The organism is Leptospiraceae bacterium (assembly GCA_015075105.1).
Lineage (GTDB): Bacteria > Spirochaetota > Leptospiria > Leptospirales > Leptospiraceae > JABWCC01.
The window spans coordinates 1,012,695-1,039,253 of the sequence record JABTUZ010000001.1; the positions used below are offsets into that span (position 1 = coordinate 1,012,695).

Below are 26,559 nucleotides of genomic sequence, written 5' to 3' on the forward strand. Positions count from 1 at the left end.
GCTCAGTCGTCCAAGACGTTCCCCCCAGCTAACAGGAAAGTAATATGAATCCAGAATATGTCAATCAATATTTTTATGTAGAAGAACTTAGAAAAATAATAATTTTATTCCAAAAACATTATACAAAAGAAAAGGTAAGGATAGTGACGTTCAGATGATAAACCACCCCCCGAACTATACGTCCAATAACGCTCCACTATCTCACCCTAACGAAGGAGAAAGCGTAACGATGGGAAGTTGCATTCCCCCCGAAACTATACGTCCGAAACCGTTTCGATCTCCCTCTTATTTAGATTATCGCGTAAAACTAAATTATGTCAATCAATATTTTAGTTTCATACTTGAAAATAAACTATGAACATTGCAGATATTTTACCAAGAATCCAGTCGAATCCGAATGATTTCCGCAGATTTTGGACACTGTTTTTATCTGAAGCTATAAAAATTAAGAATCAGTGGGAATTCTTGGCAGGGAAACGAGCTGGTGTCAGGGTCAAAGATGGCGGTCTTGGGTGGTGGGGTAAGCAGTACCTCGTCAATGGTCAGATTGTAGTAAAAAGAGACAAGTTTGGATTCAGGATTTATTATGAGTCCACATCGAATAGAGACTATGAAAAGGTCATCGAAGATGGACGACCTGCGTATGACATGGTAGCCAATTTAATGCGGTCGAGGAAAGTGAGGATTAGTGCAAGGGGGAAAAAGTATATAATCGTTCCGCTTTCTGCAAGAGAAAATAGTTCCGGCGGTATGTCAGCCCCGCAAGAAGTAGAAAGAAAGGTTCTCTCAATAATTGGAACTTACAGGGAAGAAAAAGAAGACGGTACGTTTGTTAAAAGAAATAAATACGCAACTTCAACCGTAAAGGTGAGGGATAAATATACCGGAGGAAAAAACACGGTTATTTTCCGTCAAAGTCACGAACGTGGCGGTTCGAGTTCCCAAACAAAAACACTCATCACAGTTACATCGGACTCCAACTGGAATCATTACCCTGCGGTCAAGCCTCAGAAATTTGTGGAGAAACTTCAACGGGTTGCTGACGCAGTAATGAATGACAGAAATGTAATGAAAAATCTAACTGAGGCATTATACGCGGATATTATGGATTATGTGAATAAAAGAAAAGGGAAAAGAAAAAATGGCTGATTCAAATTTAGATTATAAAAACGGAATAATTCTATCCATGTGGCAATGCGATCCTGAATTTCGGATTATTGACGCTCTCAATCAATTTATCCCGATGACCGGACTTGAAGAACGTAAAATCAAGACAAAAAATCTTGTAACTTATGGGCATCCACTTTATACTTTCGCTCACAGTAACGATTCAAAAACAGATCCCGGAGAAGTCAGCATTGAAAGTGATAATTTTTTTCCGAAGATCGGAGTTGAATGGGAAAGCGACGAACAGGCAGACGACATCGGAGGAAATACTAACTACTTTGGATTTGATTCCAGGATTAAGAGCAAAATTCAATATTACATGGAAAGGGAAAACAAAAGAGACTCCGAATACGAGAATATTTCCTACAATATTTTCAAAAAAGCCTTAGAATCAAAAGAATTTAAACAGGTTGAATCGTTCACTGGTCATATTCTATCGAATGTAATGATTTCTGGCTGGGCTGGTCCAAGTGGTACTTCCGGCAGAAAAACAGCACAGGAATTGTACAAAGCGGTCGATGCAGTATTTCCCTATATCAAAACAGATTTGCATAGAAGATTTAAGGTCACTGTTGGCATGGTTGGAACTCCACAGTTAAATATCGAAGCTCCTCAGATTGGAAGAGGGGCTTTCGGTTTTGAAATCAAACTGCAAGTCCGCCAAATCAGGCGATTATTTAAGCTCTCTGAAGAGTTATTGATCCGGAAAGCAGACGTGTCTCTTTCGGACAGGTCAAAGTCAAATCTTTCAGGGCTGAAGGGTTTTTCAGTGAATTCAGATAAGATTTGAATATTTTAAGTTCATCTAATAAAGCAAAGTGCTGGAATTGCGAGATTGTCGGGGAATATGAAGATGGTGAGTTTGAAATATTAGAACCATTTATGAAATCGAAAAAAGAAAGTAATTTACAAATATTTTCCGTCACTTGCAAGAAATGTGGATCGGAAATAATTATAGAGAGGGTCAATGAAGAAAAATAAAGAAAAAATCTACGAATCTACTCCGCCAACACCCGAAATGAAATTTTATTGCGATTGGGCTTTACAGTTTCCGAAAGAAAGTCTTCAAATTCTGAATGATAGTCTCGGAAAACTGCTTACATTTTCAATTGCCATGTTTTCAATCCTTATTGCGATAAACGATAAGCTTGAAGGATTCCCAGCCACACTCTATGTTGCAACTCTTATCAGTTTATTTGCGACAATGGTGCTTTCTTTTATTTCAATAATCCCAATTGAGAGAAAAGTCAGTAAACACATGCCATTTGAGATTAAGAAATCAATCGAAGAATTGTATAAGAGTAAAAAGCGTTACCTTTTCAGTATCTTCATCCTTATGAGCCTTAGCATTGTGATGATTTTAGCAGGAGTGATAAAGAAATTTCAATTATTTTAGGCAAATTACTTTTCTTCAAATTCTATTTCGATTTCAAGCTGGTTGCTTTCCTGGAGGGCTTTGATTTCATGTAGGAGTCGGTGAGTATGACCGATAAATTCCGGTGGCGGATACGGTGGATCATATAAATCCCGCACTTCCAACCGTTTATCCAAATTCAATTCTAATATTTTGCCGTCTTGTTTTAGAGTATAGCGAAGTTTCTTGATTTCTTTCAAATTGTATCTATTGAGTTTCATATTCATAGCATCGGTCTCCTGATAGGTTTCAGAGATAGGTTATTTTTTTAATATAAAAAGTACAAATACTATTTCCATCATAATTCAATGATAGTTGGTTAAAGGTTTTTCTGTAAATATGATAAAAAATTTTATTGCTTTTTTTAGGGCTTATGTTTTCCGTCCAAACCTATCGAAATCGGACGGTGAAAAATGGCATTCGGTGACAAAAAGAATTCACAAACAGAAAACATTCAAGACGAGCCTTTAATTCCAAAAGAACAAACTCCACAAACTGATAAAGTCCCTTTGATGGAAAAATTCATCGCAACGAAGCTTGAACTCGAACGATATTCCATGACTCAGGCGTTTAAAAATTTCTGCGTAAAAAATACATCGCGGTTAGGACTCAAAAACGAAGACGATTTCGAAAAAGCATTTCAGGAATTTTACGGAGTCAAGGAGAAATAAATGGGCGTAACAGGAAAATCTTTTGAAGGTAGTTCGTATGTTAGTCCTGGAGCGAGAGGAAAATTCAAAGCTCCAAATGTAAGTCAAGGGGTCTCCATTGACGAATTCACACTTGTAATTATCGGGAAAGCTACAAATGGCGTATATTGCAATGACTCAAATCTTACCGATGACGAAAGATATATGGTTTTTGCGAACTTTGATGACGCTAAAAAAGTTCTCGGAGGAGGAGAGCTACTTGAAGCAGTTTATTTAGCCGACTCTCCTTCAGGAGAGGACGATTTTGCAGGCGGTCCGCAACTATTCAAAATTCTGAATGTTTGTCCAAATACAAAAGCATTTTTTGATTTCCCTTCTTTAGAAACTGGAGAAACGCATAAGATTTCATACCCGATCCCTGGCCCGAATGGAAAGAAAGTCCGGATAAAAAAGAATGCTTCCGCAAAGACAATCGAAATCGGAAATGCCGATGGGTCTCAAACCTCTCCAAAACTCGAAAGAAAGATTCTCGATGTTACTTACACTGGTGACGGACAGTTTGCAAAAATCACAATCGACGCAACAAAAATCAACATAACACTTTCCGGAACGGTTCCTACTGACGGGACTACCAACATTGACGTGTTGTTTGCCGACTACCCTTCAGTTGGCGAAGCGGTTGATTTTATCAATTCAAAACTTGGCTATGTTGCAAACCTGATAGACGCTCCGGAATTTTTATGTGCGAATCTCGACCATATCAAGGCTGTGGACAATATTTCAGTGAAAACAACTGCCGCAACTTTGTATGCGAATCTTTACGAAGAAGAAATCTTCTTAAAAAATTCCGGGCTTGCAGAAATTACAGTCGGGGCAACGAGAAAGGCGCTTGCAGGCACAACAAACACAATCTTCTTAACGTCAGGCGGAGCAACTGGAACTCCAAGCGGTACGGATGTAAAGGACGCGATCACTTTCAGCAAAAAAGTTTCCGGTCTTTACAGAAACCTTCTTACATCAACTCTTTCCGACAAGATTTCATGGAAAACGGCAGGGTATGACAACATTTCACCAGACGGACAAATGGAAACCATTTCCGGCTGTGGAGGCGATCTTGTCCAAACGGTTGACGAAAGACGTGCCGAGGCAAGAACTCTGGGCGTTTACTGGATGACTTACGGAGTAGAAAAATTTGAATTTTTCGGTCTCGATGGAAATAAAAAAACCTATCCGGGATTCATGCTGTCTGTAATCGACAACGCAATTTCAGCCTCAAACTCCCCAAGGCATTCACCGACTTGGAAGCAGTTAAACATTCTGCGGTCTATGGAAAACCTTCACGGTCTTGTAGGAGACCAGTGTATCCGAGATGGTGGGTTGGTACTCAGGCAAAATCCAAGTAATCGCGCGTGGGTAATCGAGAGATCGGTTACAACCGAACTCAAAGACAACATCGTTCTGAATGAAAAACAATCCGTCGGTACTGCGCTTACAATGGTGAGACGTTTACGGGAAGGTTTTAATAGCAGGTTCATCGGACGCGCTCCGGTTGACGATCAGGCTCTTGTCCAGGGCGTGAAAGTATCAGATGTTATCGGGTATGTAGAACGCTCACTCCAAACGTTCGTAGAAGAAGGGTTTATGATGGGTTCTGCCGAGCTTGGAATCAAGGCGTTCAAGGAAGAAATCGGAATTCAGATAGACGGCGATACGTGGTCGTTCACAGACCTGCAAGGTAACGTGGTTCTACCGATCAATTTCATCTTTTATATTTTGAGCCTGAAACCGTTACAGGGTAAGGCGTAAGGAGACTTAAATGGAAGATATTTCAATTGGGCAAATCCCTGATACTTCGATTCTTGTAGGATCAAATGCAGTAGTTTATATTGACGACAAAGCAGTTGCGTATATGGACGATGTTGACATCGACGAGAACTACAACCAAACAGATATACGAGCAATCGGAGACTTTAATCCGAAAGACGTGAAAGCTCTGTTTTTTGAAGGTTCATTTTCTTGCAAGTTGTGGATCATCACTGATTCAAAAGATCCCGGAAAAGTAAAACTACCAGACATGCAAAATATACTTACAACAAAAGGACATCTTGTAGAGTTCAGAGAAAAATCTACCGGCAAAAGAATCATGAGAGTAATTGCAAAACTGAACACACAGAAAACCAATATATCTTCTACTCAGCCATCAAGCAGGAACTGCTCTTTCAAGATCGTTCGTGTCCAACACATGGAGGCGTTTAATTAGAAATGTCTTTATTCCCTGGGTTAGAAAGAGCATTCACAATCGTAGTTGACGGTCTTAGATTTTCAGGAGAATTTCCAAGACCGTCAGATAAAATGAATATTTCAGTAAATATTTCGCGGAGGCTTGAAGGTCTTCCGGTAGCGTCTATTCAGGGTTCAATGTATGGTTACGCAAATTTAGTAGAAACGCTAAATTATGTAATGACTGAAAGACCTGAACAATTTAGAGGCGTGAACTTTTGGAATATTGAAGATGAAGAGTTTGTGGCGAGAATATATTTTGAGTTTGAGAAAAAATATGCGACTTACAAAGAGTCGCTAAAAAAAAATAACGACCGAGGAAGAGATAGACAAGCTCCTCCAGAGTCCAAGCCTTCTAATGAACCTGTACCTCATGCGAGAGTACAGGATATTGCCGAAAGGATACAATGACTTAGGTGACTTCGAGCCGGAGGAGAAATATGGAATTTTTCTGGCAGACTCTCTTTTTAAAGATTTTAAAGACATCAAAAGTTACATCGAGCTTACGCACAAACTTGAAAAAGCCAAGAAAGCCGATCCTATGGAATTTATCGGGAAAGGCGATGCTGTCGGATTTGAGAATGTTCGCAAAAAAATTGCTGATGCAAAAAAAGCTGATTATATCCAGCAACTTGAAAACCAAATAAAATCAGAGAGAGGGTAGAAATATGTCAGAACAAAAATCCGTAGAGATGATGGCAGATAGGGTAATGGCACTTTTATCCGATGAATTAAGAAAAAAATTATCAGAAAACCCATTCGACATGCCAAATCTAAATCAAAAGAAAAAATCTTCTTCAGGTTCCAGAGGCTCATCGTCGTCCTCTAAATCAAAGACGGCTTCATTTCAGGAAGGGAATAGAGAAGGGCAGGAAGTGGGAAGCCAGATCAGGTCAGATGCCGATGAACTGAAATCAGGAGAATTTGCAGGCGTAATCAATCGCAAGATCGAGTCTGCCAAAAAATTAAAAGACAGGTTTACATCTAAAAAGAAATCCGCAGGGGACGATCAGGGAGGCGGAGTTATGGGTTTTGATCTATCAGGATTATCGAAAAAACAACGACAGAATTTAGTTTTTGGTAGCGCAGTTTTTAAAAACGTAAAAATCGAGAAAATGATGGGAGGCGGTTTTGGAGGGGGAGGAGCCGGAGGTTTTGCTGGAATTGGCATAGGGGGGAAATCACCAGAATTCCAGAAAATTATGGCAAAACAACAAAGAGAGAACGCCCAAGCTGGTATGATCCTCCCATCAGGTAGCACTTTACAAAACATCCCAAGGTCAATGGATTTAGGGGTTAATCTTAGAGGGAATCAGAATCAGAATGCGCCAGCCGGATCACATGCAAGTGATATTGGTAATCCATTATCAAAACTATCTCTCTCAGCAAATTCATTTTTAGGTGGTATAGGTGCTATTATGGGGGCAACATTAGCTGCTGGATCTTCTATGGCAGGTATGCATCAACAGGCCATGCAAGGACAAGATTCAACGTTGGATGTATATGGAAAATATGTAAATGGTGGCGGGAGTCTGGTAAGCAATGCGGAGTTGGCCAAAATAGGTATTGCAAGAGCTAAAATATCAGGTGGAGACCACACAACAAATTTATATGAGAAGGACACTGGGGCACATTACAAAAAGGGAGATCTTTATCAATGGAAAGACGAAAAAACAGGGAAAGAATATCTTGACGTGCGAAAAGAAGACGAAAAGCAAAGGTACAAATTGAAACAAAATAATAAAGATGTACTCGGTATCCAATTCGGTCTCTCACAGGGAATTGGAGGAACTGCCGGAGCTGAACTTTTCGCAAAACTCGAAAAATATGGTCAATTTGGAGGGTCAAAAAACGACATGAAAAAAATCATGTCAGATGCCATTCACTCCGGATTTACGGGTCTACGACAATCCGAATTCTTCCAAACAGTATCCGGAATTTCTGAAAAATCCTACAATTCTGGCATGGGAATTCAAACGGCCGCGGATGTGTCAAATACACTCGCTGGTATCAAAATGACAGGTGTTCGGGATAACCGTATTAGCTCAGTTTATGGAGCTATGGATTCCGGATTTAAAACGTCTGGTAATATCATGAATTCAATTGCAATGGCAGGGCATTTGTCTTCCGGGAAAGGAATTCTTGAGTCGATGAAAGAATCTGAAAAAGGCGTTACCAGTAAACAGAACATGGGATTTATGAAAGAACTCCTCGGTGGTCTTGACCCGGAAACTCGCGGGATACTTGAAAAACAGTGGGGAATCAGTACTGCAACCGAGGCTCAGGAACGAGTCGTAAATGGAAAAAATCTATGGGAGGTAAACGAACAAATTAATCGCCAAGCTACTGGAACTGATGCGGCTGTAAATAAGGTTGAGGGAACAACAGGGCAATCGTATAGGTCAACACAGAATGCGATTGACACAATGGCTGCCACAGATAAAACTTTTCAACAAGCATTTCAATTGCAACAAGATGTTGCTATTGGATTATTGCATCTCGCAAAAAATCTATCAAAGGAATTTCAAGAGTTAAAGAAAAAAATAGAGTAATTTTAATCTTGTAAATAGAACGTAAATGCAGGTGTCCCAATAACAGTCTCGGACTTAATATTTCGAATTTTGGAATTGATTTCGTATACATACTTCTTTTTAAACTTTATTGCTTTTGACTTATCATTTGTTGTATAAATTAAATCAGCATATATCAAGTCACATGTACCACCTATCTGGTTTTTTTCACAATAATTATCGATATAGAGATCATCTTTTTTTATCTTCCCGCCCCATTTTATTCCTTTATTGTATTCATCAAAAGGGATAAAAATTTTAAAAGTGACTTTATATTCCCCAGTTCCTACGTCACAATCCTTACAACCCCACAGAGCAAATGCTAAATACATTCTAAGTGCAGACCGAGGTTCTGAATAATAATATTGATTATAATCTAACCCGACCAAATATGCAGATTTTGATTTATCTTTTTTAAGATCACGAATCAATCGCTTAATTTTTTTTTCTCCTTCTTGGGACAATTTTTTAATTTCTTCTACGTTTTCAACAATCGCACGTTTGATGTTAATATTCTTACCTTCATTGTTTTTATTTATTTTCGAGAGTCTATTTTTGATTATTGTTTTATTTTCATCTTTCTGAATTTCAGTTTCATCTCTTGATTCGTAAGAAATTGGAATTAGCTCCCCTATAATATCCGAGATTGTCTTTGAGTCACTTTCCCAGACTGCTATTGCTTCTTTGCGTTCTTTCTCGAATCGTGCCTTTTCTTCTGCCTCTTTCTTTTGCTCTGCAATTTTTTCTTGCTCTTCAGGCGTGAGTGCAGGCTTTACCTGCTTGGCTGGTTCTGGCTTGGGCTGTGCAGGAGTGTCATGGGACTGTGGTTGTGTGTCAGGCGACTGGGGGAGCGTAGCTTTTTCCTGAGCATTGTTATTTAGCTCATCAGGATTTGCATTTTGCGGGAATATATATGTTGTGTTTGATAGTGACACGATGGTGATAAACAGGATTGTTTTTAGCTTCATAATGACCAAAAAATAATACTTAGAAAATTACTGTCAACGTGAAATATGAATATTTAGAAAATAAATTATGTATCCAAAAGAAAAATAATTCTCTAAAAGTCCTCCCAATGGCTTGTTATTTTTTTGTAAGTGCAAAATCACATAAAATACTATAGTAATGATCTTTTTATCGATTCAATATTTGCACTGATCCAATTGCTTGCAGTCAATAGGTCATCTTCCATTGGGTCAGAAGTTATAATGAAAATATCTTTTTCAGTATTGAAAATTCTTTCATTTTTAAATTCATCCATATAATTCATAGAGAATTTACCGTATCCGGCAATTGCAAGGTTTATCGAATGCAGGATAGTTTCATCAGATTCAGGTTCTATCACATATTCATCGGACTGTAGGGATAATTTTATTCTTTCTGCTTTGGAATTTTCAAAGATAGCTTTTATAGCAGATATGTTTTCAGGGTCAATTGGGTTTGGCTTACTAAGATTAATTTCGACTGATTTTATCTTTTTACTTTCGATTATGGAATCGATGTCAGATTCAAAAATCGGTTCAATCGCAAGAGTGTTTTTTCCAATAACCTTTTCAATCCCGTGATTGAAGAAAATTTGTAGCTGTTGATGATTTAAGGAAATGTTCTCTTGTACGAAAAGAATTTTTTCGTTAAAATAGTATAAGAAATTAGTAAATGAGGCTCCTTCTGCGCCATCGACCGTCACTTCTACCGTTTCGAATGACTTACTTGTATTATTATAAATTTGTTCCGTAATTTTTGCTTTTGTTTTTCCAATCCTACCGGAAACAAAACGATTTTTCCCATCTTCCCTAATGGAAAAATCACCTTCAGAAATAATATAATCGTTTCGTCCGTGAGGTATTCTGATTGGACGGCTTACGAGTTCTTTAAAAAAATATTCAATATTTTTATCTGATAACTGATAGTCTGGAGATGCTGATGCACTTTTGATAAATTTATAAAGCAAAAATCTTCTTGGATAGCCTGCCATTTTTTCTCCGTTTTCAATAGCTATTATCGACCCGCGGCTGTGCGACGTTTTCTTTTTGCGCCGATTAAAGCGAAGCAGGCGCGAAAAGAAAATGTGCCGAAGGCCAAGCCGGTATTCCGGCGCAGCGCACCGCCGCTGTTCTGGCTGTCGAAAAATAGTACCCATTTAACACATACTATTTCATAAGTAAAAAAGGGGTATCAAAAAATGGGAAAATTCAAGAATACAGAACCTTCACAGGGACTAATCCTTGCAGTAAATCTAAAAGATCAGATCATTGAAGGAAGTTTTGAACATACACTTTCAGTTCTTTTCGAAAAAGATAAAATCGATTTAAGTAAATTAATTTTGAAATACCATAATGACGTGATCGGCAGAAAGGCATACAACCCCAAGATTCTACTAAAAATTATTTTATTTGCTTATTACAAAGGAATTACTTCGTCTAGAGAAATTGAAATTGCCTGTAACAAAAATCTCACGTTTATGGCACTGGCAGAAAATGAAAAACCGGATCATTCTACAATTGCAAATTTTGTTTCCTCGATGGATAAAGAAGTCAAAGACATATTTGAGCAGGTAGTTCTGATTTGTTTTGAGCTTGGACTAATCAAATCCGGAACTCTTGCAATTGACGGATGTAAGATTTCGTCTAACGCATCAAAGGAATGGAGCGGAACAATTTCAGAGCTTGAGAGCAAGAAAAGTAAAATAAAAGCAAAAATCAGGGAGATCATGGAAGAACACAAAAACTCTGATCCAGATGAAAATAATTTCAAGCGGATTGATAAATTGGACAAGAAAATGGAGAAGATCACAGATTTTCTTGCAAATAATGAAAAGAAAATGGGTAAGCGAAATCATGAAAAGCAAAGTAACATAACGGACAATGATTCATCTAAAATGAAAACATCACACGGAGTTATTCAGGGTTACAATGGAGTAGCTGTAGCTGATTCTGAAAATCAGATAATCGTAGAGGCTGAAGCATTCGGCGAGGGTCAGGAATATGATCTCTTAAAGCCAATGATTGAAGGAGCAGAAAAAATAATCAATCAAATGAACAGAAAAATAAGTGATACAAAAATTCTTGCAGATAACGGCTATTTCAAGGAGTCGAATCTTGAATATCTTGCAGAGAAAAAAATCGACGCATATATTCCGGATCAGAATGCCAGGAAAAGAGATCCCAAATTTAAAACCCGTGACAGACATCGCGAAGAAAAAAATCCGAGAGAATACAAGAGATATATCGAAAAGGATTTTACATATGTTTCGGAAAAGGACGAATACATTTGTCCGAATGGAGAGTCACTAAATCGTTGGGGAGGATTTACAAATGGTCACAGCTACGGACGTCGTTACGGCACAAAAAAAGCATCCTGTTCTGCATGTCCATTGAAATCGAATTGTATTTCAGAAAATCAGGATAGACGCGAACTTAATATTTATGATGGGGTAAATGTTCCGGAAACAGAAAAGATGCGTGAAAAAATAGATTCAAAAGAGGGCAGGAAAATTTATTCGAAGCGGATGAGTATAATCGAGCCGGTATTCGGAAATATACGGTTTAACAAGGGGCTGGATTATTTCAGCTTGCGGACAAAAGCAAAGGTCAATATTCAGTGGCTTTTGTGGTGCATGGTTCACAACATTGAAAAGATAGTGACTAAAGGGAAATTTAATCTACTTTGAGACCTTGAAACTAATGATAGGGTAAAAGAGCAATCATCAGATTTAAAAAAGTGCGTTAGGTGAAATCGAAATCTAAAAATTTGTAAAAATCTTTAAAGGCAGCCTTTATTGATGTAAATTTTACTATTATTCAACAGCTACGTTATATGCAGTGTTTGGCATAAATACAGAAAGCCCAAAGTACAAGGACGTACTTTGGGTAAGACTACTAACCAACTTTATATTTCTTTTTCTTGTCAAATACTAACAAAGCTTGATCGTCTTTGCTGTTCTCGTATGGATTTGAAAGAAAACTGTGAAGCTTATTGTATTTATTTTTTATTCGTGACAACTCACTCAAACTTATACGTTTTAGGATATCTACAGTGATTGGTCTTTTAGAATCAAAAAATATTAATGAATTTAGAAATTCTTTAGACTCATAAGAATTTAAAATCATCTCTAGCAATGCAGCTTCATCACTAGTTCTACATGGAATAAAATAACACGTATCATCGACCATTACGGGTTTATTGTTGAATGGTGGAATAGCTATAAAATTAATATTCTTATATAATCCAGATATCGCGATTTTATAATCAGAAAAACTATAGTCCCCAACTCCAAACATTGAAAATCTATATCGATTATTATATATGGAACTGCCCCGATTATCTAATACATTTGAATGCTTTTCTAAATAGTTCCATGTTTTAGGGTACAACTCTTTAATTGAGCTTGTATCTTCTCCTACATTTTTCTGTGTTATAATTACAAACTTTCTTGGAATAATGCGGCCATTTCCAAGATCAGACGACTTTAACAAAGGATAAACGCAATCATCTTCAATATCTACAAATTCGCCAAACCCATTAATCAGTTTATTATCAACAATACTTAACTCCATTACTTGAGCAGCATCATGTTTTACTCCAGACCGCCATTTACAGTTGGAAAAACCATCTAGGTTTTTATATTTTATATAATTATCCAAATTAGAAATCAATTCATTGTTCAAAATTCCGAATTTAGATGAATATTCCTTTTGATAAATATCATCATACACTTCAGCCGTATTACTTGAAGATTCATTTTTTGTCAGAAACAATAAACAGGCATCAACGCTAACATTAAATATTTCTTTTGAATTGATTGTGTAAATTTTTGCATTTTGAACACCAATTTTATTCTTCCAAAAGTGCATTAATGCTTTTCTAGCTGTGGAAGTTTTGCATAGCATTGCAAGGGAATTGCCATAATTCATCGACTGAACTAATTTAATAATCATCCATTCTGCAATGTCAAAGTTTGCTTTTCCAGTTTTTGCATCAAAGCCACGATGTTTTTGAAAATTATTTTTTTTGGGTAGATTATTACTATTCAAACTTCCTAACTTTGCGTTTGTAACCCAAGGGGGATTACCTAAAACTAAAGCATTTTTTTCTGACTTAATAATTGTTTCCCAATCAGTATTGAAAAAGTCTGTTTTACAGACTAATATTGATTCATTTTTTTCAAATCTTGAGCATGCTGACTTATAATATTCATCATTAATCTCATATCCACGATACTGGACTTGATCCCCCCAAAGATTGAACGCGGCATTGATAAAACTGCCAACCCCTGATGTAGGTTCAATTACCAATGATGGTTTATCAATTAGTTTTCCAATCAAATTCACAACATCATTAGCAAAAATATCTGGGGTTTGAAAGTCACCAAATTCTATTTTTTTTGACATTATGATACCCTATGAATTCCTGATATTGTGCCAGCAACATCAATAACTCTGGAATATTGAAGTCTCCATTGTAATGCATTTGATATTGTAAGATAACCCAATTGCGGATGATTTTTCAATACTTCTTCAGCAAGCTCTTGAGCTTGGATTTCATCGACAGGTAATAAACGTTCTTCAAAGAAGGCTTTGATATCATCAATATTTCCCTGATTCTCAATTATAGCAATTAAGCCAGAGGTAGTTTGAAAATCACCAGTTCTAGAATCATCCACATAGATTGTGTGAAGTATATTTAATCTTCCTGTATGATTTTCTTCATTGTCTTGCTTATCATAAACAAAGACCAATAAAGAATAACCAAGGCCATAAATTTTTTGTCTCGCAGATTTAAAAGGGCAAGATGATTGGGGTTGTTTGATACTCGTAACTTTTATATCAACAAAAAGACCAGGAAAATCCATGCCTTTTGCAGAAGATCCTTCAACGTAATCATAATTCTCATGCAAATACTTTTGAAATTTGTGTTCTAAGTATGTACCTACGGCTTTTCCATCAGTTACGCCGAACAAAGATGGTTCATCATATTGCGATTCTATCTGAGAAAAACGTTTAGCTTCTTCTTTTAATTTTTGAATAGTCAATTTGACCTTTTTCATAATATCCTCTAAAAACTGCTTATGTATTATTTCTAACTACTCTGCATACCGTCAATTCTTTTAATATCGCCGAGCCAAGGATGGCGAGGCTCTCTTGATGATGTGTTGCCAAACATTGCATATAACGGTTGATTCATGTTAATACAATGCAAAATATATAAAAAAGTACAAGGAATAAATTTTTCTAAATTCAGTTGTAAAGAACTACTTAACAACTGAGCCAAAAGACTTTGAAATATATCACTTCCAAACAAAATCCAGTTTCTTGTGCTTAACAGCACATTCTGATAGATACAGATTAATTAGGTTCTGATATGGGATTCCAGTCTCTTTTGTCAAGTTCTTGAAATACTCAATAGTTTCCAAATCCAATCGTATAGTTATTGGCTTCTTTAATTTTTTCGTGTATGGATTTTTTCTTGAATGAACGAAACTATATTCTTTTCTCATAATAACTCCTCATATTCTTTAATCTCTTGCTTTGTAGCTTTTCTTGCGGATATTATCCTGATTGTTTCATCTGACAATTTGTAGCAATGGCATACAGTTAATAATTGAAATTTGTAACTTCTACCTAAGATTATAAATCTCTCTTCCTTAACAGAATGATCCGGATCGTCAATAATTCTTGCATTTTCGTCATAGAAAATTGTTTTAGCTTCCTCAAATGACACTCTATGTTTTCTTATATTTGCTTGGTTTTTCTTTTCATCCCACTCAAATTGAATTTCATACATACAATATACATATATTAGCAATATGAATATCTTGTCAAGAAAAATGTTTTGATTGCAGATAAGCTAACCGTATGAGAAATCTAACTGTTTTTTGGAGTAGAGGTAAATCAATCAGATTCGTTAAAGTCTATTTCAATCTTTATATTATAGTCTTCAAGTTGCTGGACTTTTAGAAGTGCTTCCCTGAAATTATTTAGTACATGAACCGGATGTCTTTCGCCTTCAAGTGAAGGAGGGGCATTTGTTTTAAACTCGAAAAACGGGAGCTCGTTTTTTAAATCAAGTTCAAGTACTTTGGTTTCAGACCTATAACGAAGTTTTTCAATCTGATTTAATGTATATCTGTTTATTCTCATATTCATAGTATCGGAGTCCTTTTACTTTGATAGATTCAAAAAAAGGCTTAAAAAGTACAAATACTATTTCCTGCGGGAGTTAATCTAAAACGTATTTTACGAACCAGTTTGGGACTTTATCTGGACTGAAAATTATGCGGACAAAAATCCGTGCACTTTTCCTTTTGGGATATTTTTTATTCGTTTAAAAAATTCTGTCTCAGTGATTTCCATCGGCCATTGAAGATTTATTTTAAGCAAATATCCATGAGGGTCAGTTAACTTAGTTGCCGTAACAGCCCGAAGATTTATCAAATAATTTAAGTCACGGATAAGTGCCTTGTATTGTATTGTCATCTATATAACTATTCGACTTGTCGTAAGTAAAGGTCAAGGTTTATTTCCCTGTTATTTCCAGAAAATATGCGTTTTTATTATGGATTTATCGCTTTTTAAAAATTTCATTTCCAAGTTATTTCCAGAAAATTTCCACAATATTTCAAGCAAAAAAAGTTTAAATTCGATGGAATACTATTTTTAATCTTGTAAAATTAACTCTTGAAATTTATTCAATTCTGTTAATTTAGTCCAATCTCGTGTCCGATTTATTCAAATCATTCAGACCAGTGCAAAAAGTCCAGTGGGGTAGTTCCAACCCTTCAATGCCGTCGGCTTTGAATGGGGCAGAACCAGGTCAGATTTGGAAACTCTATCCGAAAATAAAATACCGTGCAGATGTGAAACTCCATACAGGACAGATTTTAGAAAAAGTAAGGCTTCCGGGTCCTTATTATGGTAGCAAAGGATTTCAGTCCGGTTTCAAGCATGGGTTTGTGGTAGGGCAATTTGTTCTCGTGGAGTTTTTGCAAAACAGACGAGACAATCCGATTGTCACAAAAGTCTATCCGTTCCCGGGTAACAACAAAACCAAGAAAAATCTTGAATCGAATAATGATTATGACCCGGCTGAAATATCAGTAGGGCATGAGTCGGGTCACAAAACTATTTGGGCAGATCAGGGAGTTTTAAAACACATCGACAAAACAAAAGCCGTAAGATTTCAAATTGATGTGAATAATGCTCCAACCGTAAATTCTCTCGAAAAGTGCGTTCAAGGGCAAACTCTGAAATCACAGTTGGAAACACTGATTGATACCTTAAAAGCAATGAACGATGCGATAAAGTTAATAACAGTGACATGCTCTTCCCCAGGAAATCCGTCCAGCGTTCCTGTCAATTCAGCTACATTCACGTCTCTCAATTCGGACCTTACGACCTCAAAAAATAATCTTTCGAAAATTCTCTCCGAAGTGGTAAAGCACTTTTGAGCTTCCTCGATTTCTATAAAGATGAACCTGAAATTCACACTCACGAATTTTTGAAATCTAAAAAACGGGTTTCCTGTGAATTTTGCTCCGCTCATTGGGGGACAATAATAAGAGTTTTTGAAGATGAAAAAGAATTTGAGGAGTCTCCATATTATGGAGGAGGGGACACTGTTATCAATGATCCGAACGGGGTCAAGATTGCAGTTTGGGCAGGGAAAAATAATATAGGCAGGTCTCCGGAAGACTTTTGGCTATGTGCTCCGGTTCATGTTTATTGTGGTTGCGAGTTCACAAACAATGCGTTTAGAAACAGTAAGTCCTCAAACGAAGAACTTGAAGACTGGTATTCAACTTTGGAATTTGACTGACAAAATCAGTGACAAAAAGCACGTATTAATTGTCACAATCCTGACTCTTCGCTTCTATCGGATTTCCTGCCCCATTTAACAGACAACAACATGTCAGCCATTCCACTATCAGGCGACCAGGTAACGCTAACCCCAGTTACATAAAAATGCGGGTCATATCGCCTTAATCTTTTTGGCAAAGAATCAAATTCGGAAAGCGGCACGATTTGAATATATTGCCCTTTGCAAACACCTCTCCAATATGTTGCGTTTAATGTACCGGAAACAATTCTATCTCCTTTCCCGAAAACATCATAGATTAGATTCTGAATTGTCGTGATTTTGTCTTTCAATGGAGCCTGGTCTCCGTCACTTGTTGCATCTTTTGGAAAACCTACTCCGTCGAGGGTAATTTGAAAAATCCTCTGTCCAAAACGTCCAAGAAGTTCCGGATTATAGGTTACCGGATTAATGATTAGCGAGGACATATTATCAAGTATCCCAAGCCCCACATGAACGCCGGAGAAAATGTCATTAGTCGAAGAAGATAATGAAAATGAATTGATTATGTTTACTGGAATTTTATTTGAAAATCCATCCAATTCCAGATCACTGCTTATTTCAGCTAATGGAGTTTTTCTAAAAACAAGTGTCCCTATCGGATCAGAGATATTGCTATCGGATTCGCTAAAATTTTCTGGTGCTTTTTCGATTGAATTATTGATGTTGATATACATAGACGATGATTCATCATAATGTACAAATAATTCATAGAGAGGCGGTTTTGCTACAGAGTGCATCATGTTCCAAAATGAAATTGTATTCCCGAATTGAGGAAGATTTAAAAACTGTAACGTATGTATAAAATTATTTGTATATACATCTTTAGAAAGTGTCTTTGAATATGATAATAGATTTTTGAATGGATATCCTCCATAGCTACCATTAGATAATAATTGATTGATTGCGGCTTCGCATAAACTTTCCAAAAGAAGAGTAGGGTCTTTTGCATTCTTAACTACCTTTGCGATCTCCTTAATTACTGCTTTAATTTTACCTGCAAAATTGGACGCAACCGCAGGGGTTTTCTCAAGAGTTGATTTTGTATCATCAGAAAAATCAATAAAAATTGTTTGCTCGCTGATTGCAGTTTCAAGCCCCCCACCTGAAATTTTGTAATTTTCATCGCCCTCGACGTTTCCGGAATCGGATACAGAGTTTATTCTCCCTGCAAATTTTTTTTGTCCTCTTTCAGTAATTAAAATAATTGTCCCTTCAATTAAAATTTCCCGCAAACGAATTTTTCCGGAAAAAGTATCAATATATTTCATTCCACCATCTACGATATTAACCGAAAATGAACTGCTTTCCAAATTGTCCGAATAGGAAAGAGAATCTATGAATTCAACAGGAATTTTGATTGTTGATGTTGTTGCCTCAACTTCAGGCATGTTTAATCTTTTGCTTACATTCTGAAAATTTACCGGATAAAACGGAAACGCAATTACCTCAAATTTCGTTTTTGTAGCGTAAACATCATTCAATCCTGAATACCTCTAACACGTCGAAGTTTAAACGTCTTGAATCCCCCGATTGGAGTAATCTGTACAGTGTATTCTATTTTGTCGGCATCAACCGAAATAGATGTAATGCTTGCCGTTTGTACGCCAAGGTCGGATTCTATATTTTGAAGAATTTTCTTTGGAATGACAAGATTAAGAAAATTGTCAGGAACTGACCCTGGCTTTTCCATTGCTCCGATGTCTGGATGTGCAGGAATCTGCCCTGGCATGATTCGCATTTTATCCAGAGTATTATCAACAAGGCAGTCCAATCCTACCGTTGTCCCAATATCTCCATTCTTAACCTCTATATCTCTCGTTGCATCTGTAAGTGCCAAGTCCTCCCCGAAATACCATGATTCAAGAGTTTCCTGCACTTTCAAAGAATCTGATTCATTCAAAATTCGTTGCTCTGTAATTACTCCGGTATCTACCATATTATAGGATTTTTTGGACGGGATTCTAATTTTCTGTCCGTAAAGCTCCTCTAATTTTTTCCCGACAAATAATTTTCCATTGTCCTGAATTAGCTGTGTAATTCCGCCAACGGAACCATAATATTTTATCGCAATGTTTTCCAGCGTCATGCCAGGTTTTAATTCCTGATAAGTGAAATTTTGGGAAAGGTTACTATTTTCGAGTAGTATTAACGCGGCGTTTAGGTTTTCGATTTCCATTTGTAAAATGACAACATCTTGCATCGTCTGGTCTAATGCTATATCAGTTTCGATTTCATTTCCTGCACCGGTTGGATCTGTAAGGACATTGTCGGTAAGGCTTTCAGGAACTCCCTTATCCCCTGCCGCAATTTCTGCTGGGGACGACGACGTTGTAAGCGGAGTGGACGGCTGATCGATTCCGGCTAACGACGGGGTAGTCTGACCTGCGAAAAACAACTGTGTAACAAGCTCCTGAAACTGATTGCATTTTTTTCTTATTGGACCGCCTGCTTTCTGTAATGCTCTGATATTCTCCTTGTTTGTCGGTTCAAATACCCGTAAATCTTTTTTCAGACTTTCGGCTAAACTGGCAATATCTTTGTAGAGGTCTGCAACACTTGAAAGGTATTTTAACGGCTCTGAAAGATCGGAAAACAAGTCATTCACCACTGTAAGAACATTTCTGATAATTGATTTTGGGTCAGGGAGAGGTGCTCTGCGAAAAGGAGCAATTGTTGAAACGTCTTTTACGCCAATTAAACTCAAAGAAAAAAGATAGGTAAACGGGTCATCTTTTGATTGGGATATTTTGAATCCACCTTTAGTAGCGAATACTACTTCCCAATGCGCGTCACGGTCGTAGTCGTGGAAGACCATTTGAATATCTTCAAAATTAAAGCCTCCTGAAGAAATTCCAAGCATAATGGATTCAGAAAATATATCAAAAGCAGTAGGGTAAAAAAATGAAAATCCAGGCACACGGGAAAAAACTTTATCTTCGTCTCTGATTTCCTGCATAAGATACACGAGGTCAAGAAAATCCAAAAATCCTGATTTTTTGAATGGATTTATCTTTTCCAGCTCTCCAAGCGCGGCTCCGGCAATTCCAAGTAAGCCGCCCATCGGTTTTCTAACGGGCGCTCCGGTATAATGCCCCCAGAACTGACCAGACAAATTGATGTCTGACGTACTATTTCCATTATCTACAATTGCAGTCCCGCCGTAGGTTGGTTTTACAGAAATTTTGTAATTGTAGGATTGATCCATTCGTTCGAGTCCGAGAAGGAAAAAATATTCTCCGACCGAAATTGAATAGAAGCTCGACCTAGTTAAAAATTCTAAGGAGTATATTCCAGTAGGGGCATATCCACCTGTTGCCCGTGTTACTGCATCTGCCATTGATCCCATAGTGGTATTGGACAGATTGACGATTTGCTTTATTATTCAAGCACAAAAAAAATCCTTGCAATCATATATTGAGTCTGATTTTCGTCCTTTACTCGTGGCGGCTTCTCCATATACACCAAAAAGTTTTCTTGGCTATTTATCAGCAATGGTCGGATTTATTGTCGGTCGCAAAATTCGCCTGACAAACTGGAAACCAGGGTCAAGAATTCGCACTTTAATTGAAGCAATCGCTTTTGCTTTAGCGAGAAGTTCTGCTGAATTTTTTGCGGGATACCAATATGCAAGAAATTTTAATTGCTATGAGTCGTTCGGTTTTGATTTACTCCCTGGACTGAAAGCGTCCGGATTCATTCGCTACCAAAACACTGGTCATATTTCCAACATCTCAATTCCGATTTTAACAATTTCACTTTTCGGTCTGACATATCACACAATAGCGGCAACCACACTCAATACCGGAGATACGTTTGTTGATATAGACGTTGTTGCAGGCGATGTAGGGACAGATTACAATTTAGACGCTCTTGCAATTGATACTGATAATGGCAACGGGGACATTTTTTCTGAAACCGGAGAAGAGCTAACATTTGAGAGAATTTTTAATCCGTTTGAAATTTCCGGAGGAACGGAGATTGAATCAGAGCAATCCAGACAAGCACGTTGGAAAGATTTTATCAACAATCTGGCTCGTTCAACTATGTCTGGGATTCGGTCAGGCGTAAAAACAGTTGCAGGGGTTGTAGATTCCTACGTCACAGAAAACATCAATCCATATACAGGTGATCCTGAAACCGGATGGATCAATATTTACGTTTCCGATGGTACAGCTGTTGTTTCTCCCGCAATTCTCCAGGCAGTTGAGGACAGAATTTCCGGTGTTCTCGGAACAGACGAACTTGGATATAGGGCTGGCGGGACAAGATTGTATGTCAGCACTATCGCAGTCCAGGCAATCAATATCAACTACGAACTTGATGTTCTCGACTCGTCATTATTAACCGATCCGCAAATTGAAGCACTCGCAAGTATTGCAATTACAAAATATGTCAACCGTCAACCTAATGGCGGAGACGTTTTATTGGATTTAGTGAAAAGTGCAGGGATCAGCGCTCATCCTGATTTTTTAAGAATCCGGCTTGTTGGATTAGTTTCCGATATTTCCGTTCCTGATGGGAGTGTCCCAAAAATCGGAGGAACTGGAGGAGGCACGATAACATGTAGCCTGATTGCGAGGATTCCAAGACCATGATCTTCGATTACCTAAGTCTATTCGGTCGGTTTGGAGAAAATTTCAAAGGAATTGTTTTTGATACAGACTCAACCGAAAAAACAGAAATCAAAAATATCAATGACATCAATAAAGGCGCAATTCACAACTCAGTCGAGTGGCATAATAGACTCGTTCAGAGAATTGTCGATGAATTCCCGCTAACAAAAGCGTCTGGATTTTTACTCCGTGACTGGGGAGAGTTTGTTGGGATCCCTAATGATACCGAATTGCCAGATACAGAATACAGAGCAAAAATATTTTCTAAAATTCTTAGCGTGATAGGCACAATTTCGATTATCCGTTCACTACTTCCGCCATCAGGGAATGTGGTCGTCAAAGAAGCAATCGATCTTGGATGTTTTTTGGATGCTTGCTTCTTTGACGTTCCAGTTATGAAAACAAAAATTGCAGGCGCAGTAATGACATATCCGACGAATGCTCTTTATATTATTTTCAACTCATCGGACGATATTAACCCGATTTTGATGAGAACAATTGCAGAACTGAAAGCGGCTGGTGTTGCAGTATTTGCAGGGGTAATTACGGATACCACTCTCGCAGACAATTTATACTTAGATTTGGATTATTTGGATAAGGATTTCTTAGGAGAGTAAAATGTCACAGGGAACGCAGACAATAACAATGACTTCCGCTTCGACTCAGAAGCGTGTAAAATATAACGCAAATCAGAGATTGAATTCAAAAACGATTGGAAGCATTTATGGATTAGAGGATGATATTATAAGTTTTCCTGAATCAATTGTAATGGCAATTCGAGATTTATTTGACGCTTCTGTAACGGATAAGGTATTGTTGGGCGGTACTGTTTTGAGTTTTACGAGTTCTGTCATAAATACGAGAAGAGCTTCTTTAATTCTCAATAATAATATTTATAGCATTGAACCGCTTGCGATAACACCGACCCCTGCCGGATATTGGGGAATTATAGAAATCGAACTTGAACAAATAGACTCAGACTCGGCTTCGTTACAATTTTTCGATGTTTCCGCAGGTAATAAATACCAGGCAAACGCAACTCAACGAAAGTCTTACAACGTAAAAGTTTTCGAAAAATACGACACATCAGCCGCTTATCCTTCGGTCACTGCTGGTAGGATTGAATGGTTGCGGTTTAAAAAAGACGCGGCATTTGGAAATATCATTGAGGTAACAAAAACTGCAATGGATACAATTTTTTTCCCAAAAGCTAAATCAGGAACGGTTGCATTGATTGAAGATTTACCGATCGGGAAAGTGGTTGGAGAGTTTTTTCCTCACCCAAAACACCCATCACTCTGCCCTCCAAGTGTAAATTTCCCGAATCTGTGTATATCGCGTCTTCATCCAGCAGACTCAAAAACTGTAAATTTGCTTCAAGCAAACTGGACATCTCTGGTGCCTGAACTAAGAAGCCAGACTCTTTTTTTCGGTACGTCAGACGCAATAGAATATTAAGGATTCACTCCCGGAAATCCGACGACCATTCAACTTGATACATCAGGTTCAAAAAATACAGACGTAAACGATCCACTTATCGAGCTATTGAATTGGATGGTTCGCTATCACGATTCTATTGATTTTGGTGATTCGATTTTATCTGCAAACTGGACGAGTCTGAATTTAGTTTGTTCGTTTAGCGGTAGCGACTATCGTATTATAGATTTTGATGCAATCAATCGAACGATTACAATAGATTACGATTCGACAAGCGACACAAGCGCACCAGGAACAATCAAAATTTATCCTCACCGGATACGGACATCAGACGCAAATGCAAGCACGACAGCGCAAATTCGAAAACTAAAACCGGAAACGACTCTTGCGAGTGCATACCAATCTGGAATTCTATTGCCGTTTCAATTTCAAGGATTTAATGTCTCTCTTGCAGATCGCGCAGCTGATAATCTCGGCGGACCATTCTCTTACTTTGTCGGAACAAATCAATCAAATTCAAGCCCTGGGTTTATAGTAACTGATTTCGTCGATGATGGCGCTCATGGAACTCCGCAAGTCGGGAAATCAGTACGCTCAAATCAATTAGGAACATATATTTATATCGCAGGGGGAACATACACACCATGAAAACGATTTATTGTTTTAATGAAACTGGATTAAAATTTCATACGTCGAATGAAGCCGAATTTTCTATTTATGAAATGCAGGCACGAGCCGAAGGATTACAAATTTTCACAGGTGAATTTTTTCCTTATCAGACAAATGCAAACGGAAGTTTGAAAATTAATTCAAGCGGAGTTTTCATTCCGCTTTCAGACAGCCAGCTTTTTGATCTTGGTAAAATCACAATCGAAGAAGTTCGGGCAAAAAAAATCAGTGAGATTGTCGCAAAGCACGATGCAGATATTTCTGCTGGTTGCACGTTTGAAGGAAAAATTTTCAAATGCGATGGTGATACTCGCAGAATGCTTGAAGAAGCAATTTCGATTGGGGAATTTCCTATTACATGGCTTACGAAATTTCGTGAAGGATTTTCTTTAGATGCTACAATGGCACAGTCATTATTGAATGCGATGCGAGCTTTTGTGAAACCTATTAAGCTTTTCCGATATGAAAAAGAGGCTCTCGTGTATTCAAAAAATTCAATATCAGATATTGCGGGTATAACTCCATAACAATGCGAAAAAATAAGGATACATATAAAGTGGGTGGAAAATGCCAAACGAGATAAACGAAAAAACAAAAATAGGTGTAACTATCGGGGTATGGTTTTCATCTGTAGGGGTATTGATTATTCTGATCTTCGGTGCAGGAATAATCTATTCGGACCATAAGGATTTACCAGTGAAAATCAGGGACCGAGATAGGCGGTTACAAAAACTTGAAACTAGGTCCAAAGAAGAATATAGAGTGATTAAGCTTTTGCAAAACCAAATTGTTCCGGAAAGATACAGGGAGCCCATTAACTGTGATTAGAATAATCACAAATCTTGGTTGGATTTTCGTGGTCGCACTATTTGGATTTGCCTGCATTACGTTTACAATAGACGTTGGACTCGGCAGTTGTTATAAAATGTGCGAAAATGAAGGAAAGGAATTTTCCAATTTCGGATGGGACATTGACAGAAAACCTGTTTGTACATGCAAGGAAAGAAAATGAGCTTTGTTTACTTATATGAAAAATCTATTCAGATTTTAGAAGAAAATTCGGATACATCTGAATCTGTAAAGCTATTGATTGAGGAATTATTAAGAACAATCAGGCGCTATGAATCAGACGAAGACCAGAGAAAAAAAGAAGACAATGATTCTATTTCAATAAAGAGAATAAAGGGAAAATAAAAATGAATCTTATCGTTGACCATATAGAAAAAAATCCTTTTTCTCGTCCAGGGGAAAAACTCGTAAAAGTAAAAGCTATTATTTGGCATTATACAGCTTGTCCGAAAGCGAGTGCAAAAAACATTCGAGATTATTTCAATAATTTGAAAAAACAAACAGAATATAAATCAAGATATGCTTCTGCACACTATGCGATTGACGAAAAAGAAATTATCGAGATCATACCAACGGACGAGGTCGCTTACCATGTAGGAGCTCCGAAAAATAAATATACTGAAATTGCAAAATCATTCGGAAACATTAGCCCGAATTATTACACAATCGGAATTGAGCTTTGTCACGATAGAGATGACGGATATATTAACAACGCAACACTTGTAAATGCTGTTTTATTGACTCAAGAACTTTTAAGCAAATTCAATTTAACGACTGAAAATCTTTTTCGACATTATGATATTACTGGTAAAAATTGCCCTAAATATTTTGTAGAGAATATTATTGAGTGGAAGAACATTAAAGAGGTTATTAATGGAAGTAGGTAATTTTATTTCAATCATTTCAATTATTACCGGTGCGGTAACTATTTTTTTTGCGCTAAAAGCGCAAGTAGATAAATTATCTATTCTTGTAGAAAATACTACGGAAGAATTAAGAAATTTCAGAAAAACAATCGAATCAGTATCAAAGAATTTAGACTCTGAAATCATAATAATTAAAACAAGATTTGAAGATTTTTCCAGAAAAATAAAATCTTTAAATAATAGAGTTTCAGAAATTGAAGAGAATGGATGCAAGAGAAAAAAATGAAACTTAGTGATATAACTGCACAGATTATAATCGAGAAAAGACCTGATATTGCAAAAAAAATAATTGAAAATGCGGTCAAAAGAAGTTTTTTCAGACCATCGAATATTTGGCGATTTATCGGACTACTGATTTCGGTTGCTGGTCTCTATGTTAAGACGATCATCGTCTATGATTTTAATAACGGTAGGCAAATTACGTCCAATGCTCTGTACTTTTCAGCAGGACTATTTCTTGCTTTGCTTCCAACCTTAAAAGAATTTCTTCCGTATGCTACCAATTTCGTTAGTGCGTTTCGAGGAAATAAACGCAGTTCAATTCACGAGGAAGATTTATAATGATTTTGAAGAATTTATACAGCAATGATTTTTTATTGATCCTCCTAAAAATAAAAACAACGACCATCTTAGCCGTGATGCTTACGGCTTTTTCTTGCACTACGATTCCTCACAAAAACACGAGTGCTATTGATATTCAACCAGTTAAGAATGCAGTGAAAAGCTCGCCTGAACTCAATTCATCGCAACAGGGTAGGGCATTGTCAGGCTGGATCCAAGACAAGCTAAATGAATGCGAATCCAATATAAAAGGCAAATCTGAATACCAGAAAGATTTAGAAAATAAACTCCAGAAAAAAGATGAGGAAATATCTATAAACAAAAAACGTATAGAAGAATATGCCGAACTTGCCGGAAAATATGAGACCCTTCGAAATATTGCAATCATTGCAGGTCTTTCTGCAATCGGTATGTTTCTCTGGAAAATAATCCCTATGGTATTGGAGAAAATTCCTACAATTCCTAAAATACCGTTTGGTTAGCAGTTCATACTTTTTTTCTTCGAGTAATTTATAATACTCATCATCAGAGAGAGTGCATTCTATTAATTTAGAAAAATTGTCATTT

Annotated in this window: 35 protein-coding genes; 25 read left to right on the top strand and 10 right to left on the bottom strand. The window is 37.2% G+C overall.

Features of this window, described 5'->3' with window-relative positions; genetic code table 11:
• Positions 1 to 154: 154 nt before the first annotated feature.
• The 4 genes from HS129_04985 (at position 155) to HS129_05000 (ending at position 2,563) form a co-directional block, all read left to right on the top strand.
• A complete protein-coding gene (locus tag HS129_04985) occupies positions 155 to 358 on the top strand; it encodes a hypothetical protein (GenBank protein MBE7411410.1) in 204 nt (67 codons plus the stop codon).
• Positions 355 to 1,149, top strand: coding sequence for a hypothetical protein (locus tag HS129_04990; GenBank protein MBE7411411.1), 795 nt, complete (start codon positions 355 to 357; stop codon positions 1,147 to 1,149). The genes HS129_04985 and HS129_04990 overlap by 4 nt, the downstream gene beginning before the upstream one ends.
• Positions 1,142 to 1,957, top strand: a complete 816-nt coding sequence (locus HS129_04995) for a hypothetical protein (protein MBE7411412.1) — start codon at positions 1,142 to 1,144, stop codon at positions 1,955 to 1,957. The genes HS129_04990 and HS129_04995 overlap by 8 nt, the downstream gene beginning before the upstream one ends.
• A 177-nt stretch (positions 1,958 to 2,134) precedes the next feature.
• Positions 2,135 to 2,563 carry a hypothetical protein gene (locus HS129_05000; GenBank protein ID MBE7411413.1) on the top strand — a complete coding sequence of 143 codons (429 nt, stop codon included), beginning with the start codon at positions 2,135 to 2,137 and terminating at the stop codon, positions 2,561 to 2,563.
• A gap of 5 nt (positions 2,564 to 2,568) precedes the next feature.
• Here HS129_05000 and HS129_05005 read toward each other — a convergent pair whose 3' ends face one another.
• Positions 2,569 to 2,808 carry a hypothetical protein gene (locus HS129_05005; GenBank protein MBE7411414.1) on the bottom strand — a complete coding sequence of 80 codons (240 nt, stop codon included), beginning with the start codon at positions 2,806 to 2,808 and terminating at the stop codon, positions 2,569 to 2,571.
• Positions 2,809 to 2,994: 186 nt separating this feature from the next.
• Here HS129_05005 and HS129_05010 point away from each other — a divergent pair, with 186 nt between their 5' ends.
• From HS129_05010 to HS129_05035, 6 genes are read left to right on the top strand one after another with little or no spacing between them, the layout of a single operon-like run.
• Positions 2,995 to 3,252: a hypothetical protein gene (locus tag HS129_05010; GenBank protein ID MBE7411415.1), complete on the top strand. Its 258-nt coding sequence runs from the start codon at positions 2,995 to 2,997 to the stop codon at positions 3,250 to 3,252.
• A complete protein-coding gene (locus HS129_05015; GenBank protein MBE7411416.1) occupies positions 3,253 to 5,037 on the top strand; it encodes a hypothetical protein in 1,785 nt (594 codons plus the stop codon).
• 10 nt (positions 5,038 to 5,047) lie between these two features.
• The gene (locus HS129_05020; protein ID MBE7411417.1) at positions 5,048 to 5,491 is read left to right on the top strand and encodes a hypothetical protein; all 444 of its coding nucleotides are present in this window, start codon (positions 5,048 to 5,050) and stop codon (positions 5,489 to 5,491) included.
• A gap of 2 nt (positions 5,492 to 5,493) precedes the next feature.
• Positions 5,494 to 5,922, top strand: a complete 429-nt coding sequence (locus HS129_05025; protein MBE7411418.1) for a hypothetical protein — start codon at positions 5,494 to 5,496, stop codon at positions 5,920 to 5,922.
• Positions 5,903 to 6,175 (top strand): hypothetical protein, encoded by a 273-nt coding sequence (locus HS129_05030; GenBank protein ID MBE7411419.1) that lies wholly within the window; start codon positions 5,903 to 5,905, stop codon positions 6,173 to 6,175. The genes HS129_05025 and HS129_05030 overlap by 20 nt, the downstream gene beginning before the upstream one ends.
• Positions 6,176 to 6,179: 4 nt before the next feature.
• Entirely contained in the window at positions 6,180 to 8,063 is a 1,884-nt protein-coding gene (locus HS129_05035) for a hypothetical protein (GenBank protein ID MBE7411420.1), read from the top strand.
• Between the two features lie 2 nt (positions 8,064 to 8,065).
• Here HS129_05035 and HS129_05040 read toward each other — a convergent pair whose 3' ends face one another.
• Both HS129_05040 and HS129_05045 read right to left on the bottom strand, forming a co-directional pair.
• Positions 8,066 to 9,049 carry a hypothetical protein gene (locus tag HS129_05040; GenBank protein MBE7411421.1) on the bottom strand — a complete coding sequence of 328 codons (984 nt, stop codon included), beginning with the start codon at positions 9,047 to 9,049 and terminating at the stop codon, positions 8,066 to 8,068.
• 149 nt (positions 9,050 to 9,198) lie between these two features.
• Entirely contained in the window at positions 9,199 to 10,221 is a 1,023-nt protein-coding gene (locus HS129_05045; protein ID MBE7411422.1) for a hypothetical protein, read from the bottom strand.
• A gap of 42 nt (positions 10,222 to 10,263) precedes the next feature.
• Here HS129_05045 and HS129_05050 point away from each other — a divergent pair, with 42 nt between their 5' ends.
• A complete protein-coding gene (locus HS129_05050) occupies positions 10,264 to 11,751 on the top strand; it encodes an IS1182 family transposase (GenBank protein MBE7411423.1) in 1,488 nt (495 codons plus the stop codon).
• Between the two features lie 208 nt (positions 11,752 to 11,959).
• On the opposite strand, the gene HS129_05055 is transcribed toward HS129_05050, so the two are convergent.
• The 5 genes from HS129_05055 to HS129_05075 form a co-directional block, all read right to left on the bottom strand.
• Positions 11,960 to 13,471 carry an SAM-dependent DNA methyltransferase gene (locus HS129_05055; protein MBE7411424.1) on the bottom strand — a complete coding sequence of 504 codons (1,512 nt, stop codon included), beginning with the start codon at positions 13,469 to 13,471 and terminating at the stop codon, positions 11,960 to 11,962.
• Positions 13,471 to 14,127 (bottom strand): restriction endonuclease, encoded by a 657-nt coding sequence (locus HS129_05060; GenBank protein ID MBE7411425.1) that lies wholly within the window; start codon positions 14,125 to 14,127, stop codon positions 13,471 to 13,473. The genes HS129_05055 and HS129_05060 overlap by 1 nt, the downstream gene beginning before the upstream one ends.
• A gap of 240 nt (positions 14,128 to 14,367) precedes the next feature.
• Positions 14,368 to 14,577 carry a BrnA antitoxin family protein gene (locus tag HS129_05065; GenBank protein ID MBE7411426.1) on the bottom strand — a complete coding sequence of 70 codons (210 nt, stop codon included), beginning with the start codon at positions 14,575 to 14,577 and terminating at the stop codon, positions 14,368 to 14,370.
• Positions 14,574 to 14,864, bottom strand: a complete 291-nt coding sequence (locus HS129_05070) for a BrnT family toxin (GenBank protein MBE7411427.1) — start codon at positions 14,862 to 14,864, stop codon at positions 14,574 to 14,576. The genes HS129_05065 and HS129_05070 overlap by 4 nt, the downstream gene beginning before the upstream one ends.
• 107 nt (positions 14,865 to 14,971) lie before the next feature.
• Positions 14,972 to 15,226 (bottom strand): hypothetical protein, encoded by a 255-nt coding sequence (locus HS129_05075; protein MBE7411428.1) that lies wholly within the window; start codon positions 15,224 to 15,226, stop codon positions 14,972 to 14,974.
• Positions 15,227 to 15,861: 635 nt separating this feature from the next.
• Between HS129_05075 and HS129_05080 the strand changes: the two genes are divergently transcribed.
• Positions 15,862 to 16,527 (top strand): hypothetical protein, encoded by a 666-nt coding sequence (locus tag HS129_05080; GenBank protein MBE7411429.1) that lies wholly within the window; start codon positions 15,862 to 15,864, stop codon positions 16,525 to 16,527.
• Positions 16,524 to 16,895 carry a hypothetical protein gene (locus tag HS129_05085; GenBank protein ID MBE7411430.1) on the top strand — a complete coding sequence of 124 codons (372 nt, stop codon included), beginning with the start codon at positions 16,524 to 16,526 and terminating at the stop codon, positions 16,893 to 16,895. Before HS129_05080 ends, HS129_05085 begins: the two co-directional genes overlap by 4 nt.
• Positions 16,896 to 16,927: 32 nt before the next feature.
• On the opposite strand, the gene HS129_05090 is transcribed toward HS129_05085, so the two are convergent.
• Complete coding sequence (locus HS129_05090; GenBank protein MBE7411431.1) at positions 16,928 to 18,418, bottom strand: hypothetical protein; 1,491 nt, start codon at positions 18,416 to 18,418, stop codon at positions 16,928 to 16,930.
• The gene (locus tag HS129_05095) at positions 18,415 to 20,283 is read right to left on the bottom strand and encodes a hypothetical protein (GenBank protein MBE7411432.1); all 1,869 of its coding nucleotides are present in this window, start codon (positions 20,281 to 20,283) and stop codon (positions 18,415 to 18,417) included. Before HS129_05095 ends, HS129_05090 begins: the two co-directional genes overlap by 4 nt.
• A 145-nt stretch (positions 20,284 to 20,428) precedes the next feature.
• On the opposite strand from HS129_05095, the gene HS129_05100 reads away from it, so the two are divergent.
• The 12 genes from HS129_05100 to HS129_05155 all read left to right on the top strand — a co-directional run bounded on the left by HS129_05100 (position 20,429) and on the right by HS129_05155 (position 26,474).
• Positions 20,429 to 21,532 (top strand): baseplate J/gp47 family protein, encoded by a 1,104-nt coding sequence (locus tag HS129_05100; protein ID MBE7411433.1) that lies wholly within the window; start codon positions 20,429 to 20,431, stop codon positions 21,530 to 21,532.
• Complete coding sequence (locus HS129_05105; protein MBE7411434.1) at positions 21,529 to 22,167, top strand: hypothetical protein; 639 nt, start codon at positions 21,529 to 21,531, stop codon at positions 22,165 to 22,167. The genes HS129_05100 and HS129_05105 overlap by 4 nt, the downstream gene beginning before the upstream one ends.
• Before the next feature lies 1 nt (position 22,168).
• Positions 22,169 to 23,008, top strand: coding sequence for a hypothetical protein (locus HS129_05110; protein MBE7411435.1), 840 nt, complete (start codon positions 22,169 to 22,171; stop codon positions 23,006 to 23,008).
• Positions 23,009 to 23,104: 96 nt separating this feature from the next.
• Positions 23,105 to 23,635: a hypothetical protein gene (locus HS129_05115; GenBank protein MBE7411436.1), complete on the top strand. Its 531-nt coding sequence runs from the start codon at positions 23,105 to 23,107 to the stop codon at positions 23,633 to 23,635.
• Positions 23,632 to 24,183 (top strand): hypothetical protein, encoded by a 552-nt coding sequence (locus tag HS129_05120; protein ID MBE7411437.1) that lies wholly within the window; start codon positions 23,632 to 23,634, stop codon positions 24,181 to 24,183. Before HS129_05115 ends, HS129_05120 begins: the two co-directional genes overlap by 4 nt.
• Positions 24,184 to 24,223: 40 nt before the next feature.
• Positions 24,224 to 24,484 (top strand): hypothetical protein, encoded by a 261-nt coding sequence (locus HS129_05125; protein MBE7411438.1) that lies wholly within the window; start codon positions 24,224 to 24,226, stop codon positions 24,482 to 24,484.
• A complete protein-coding gene (locus HS129_05130; protein MBE7411439.1) occupies positions 24,477 to 24,668 on the top strand; it encodes a hypothetical protein in 192 nt (63 codons plus the stop codon). The genes HS129_05125 and HS129_05130 overlap by 8 nt, the downstream gene beginning before the upstream one ends.
• Complete coding sequence (locus HS129_05135; GenBank protein MBE7411440.1) at positions 24,665 to 24,850, top strand: hypothetical protein; 186 nt, start codon at positions 24,665 to 24,667, stop codon at positions 24,848 to 24,850. Before HS129_05130 ends, HS129_05135 begins: the two co-directional genes overlap by 4 nt.
• 2 nt (positions 24,851 to 24,852) lie before the next feature.
• A complete protein-coding gene (locus HS129_05140) occupies positions 24,853 to 25,392 on the top strand; it encodes an N-acetylmuramoyl-L-alanine amidase (GenBank protein ID MBE7411441.1) in 540 nt (179 codons plus the stop codon).
• Entirely contained in the window at positions 25,379 to 25,657 is a 279-nt protein-coding gene (locus HS129_05145; protein MBE7411442.1) for a hypothetical protein, read from the top strand. The genes HS129_05140 and HS129_05145 overlap by 14 nt, the downstream gene beginning before the upstream one ends.
• Positions 25,654 to 25,992, top strand: coding sequence for a hypothetical protein (locus tag HS129_05150; GenBank protein ID MBE7411443.1), 339 nt, complete (start codon positions 25,654 to 25,656; stop codon positions 25,990 to 25,992). The genes HS129_05145 and HS129_05150 overlap by 4 nt, the downstream gene beginning before the upstream one ends.
• Entirely contained in the window at positions 25,992 to 26,474 is a 483-nt protein-coding gene (locus tag HS129_05155) for a hypothetical protein (protein MBE7411444.1), read from the top strand. The genes HS129_05150 and HS129_05155 overlap by 1 nt, the downstream gene beginning before the upstream one ends.
• Positions 26,475 to 26,559 lie beyond the last annotated feature (85 nt).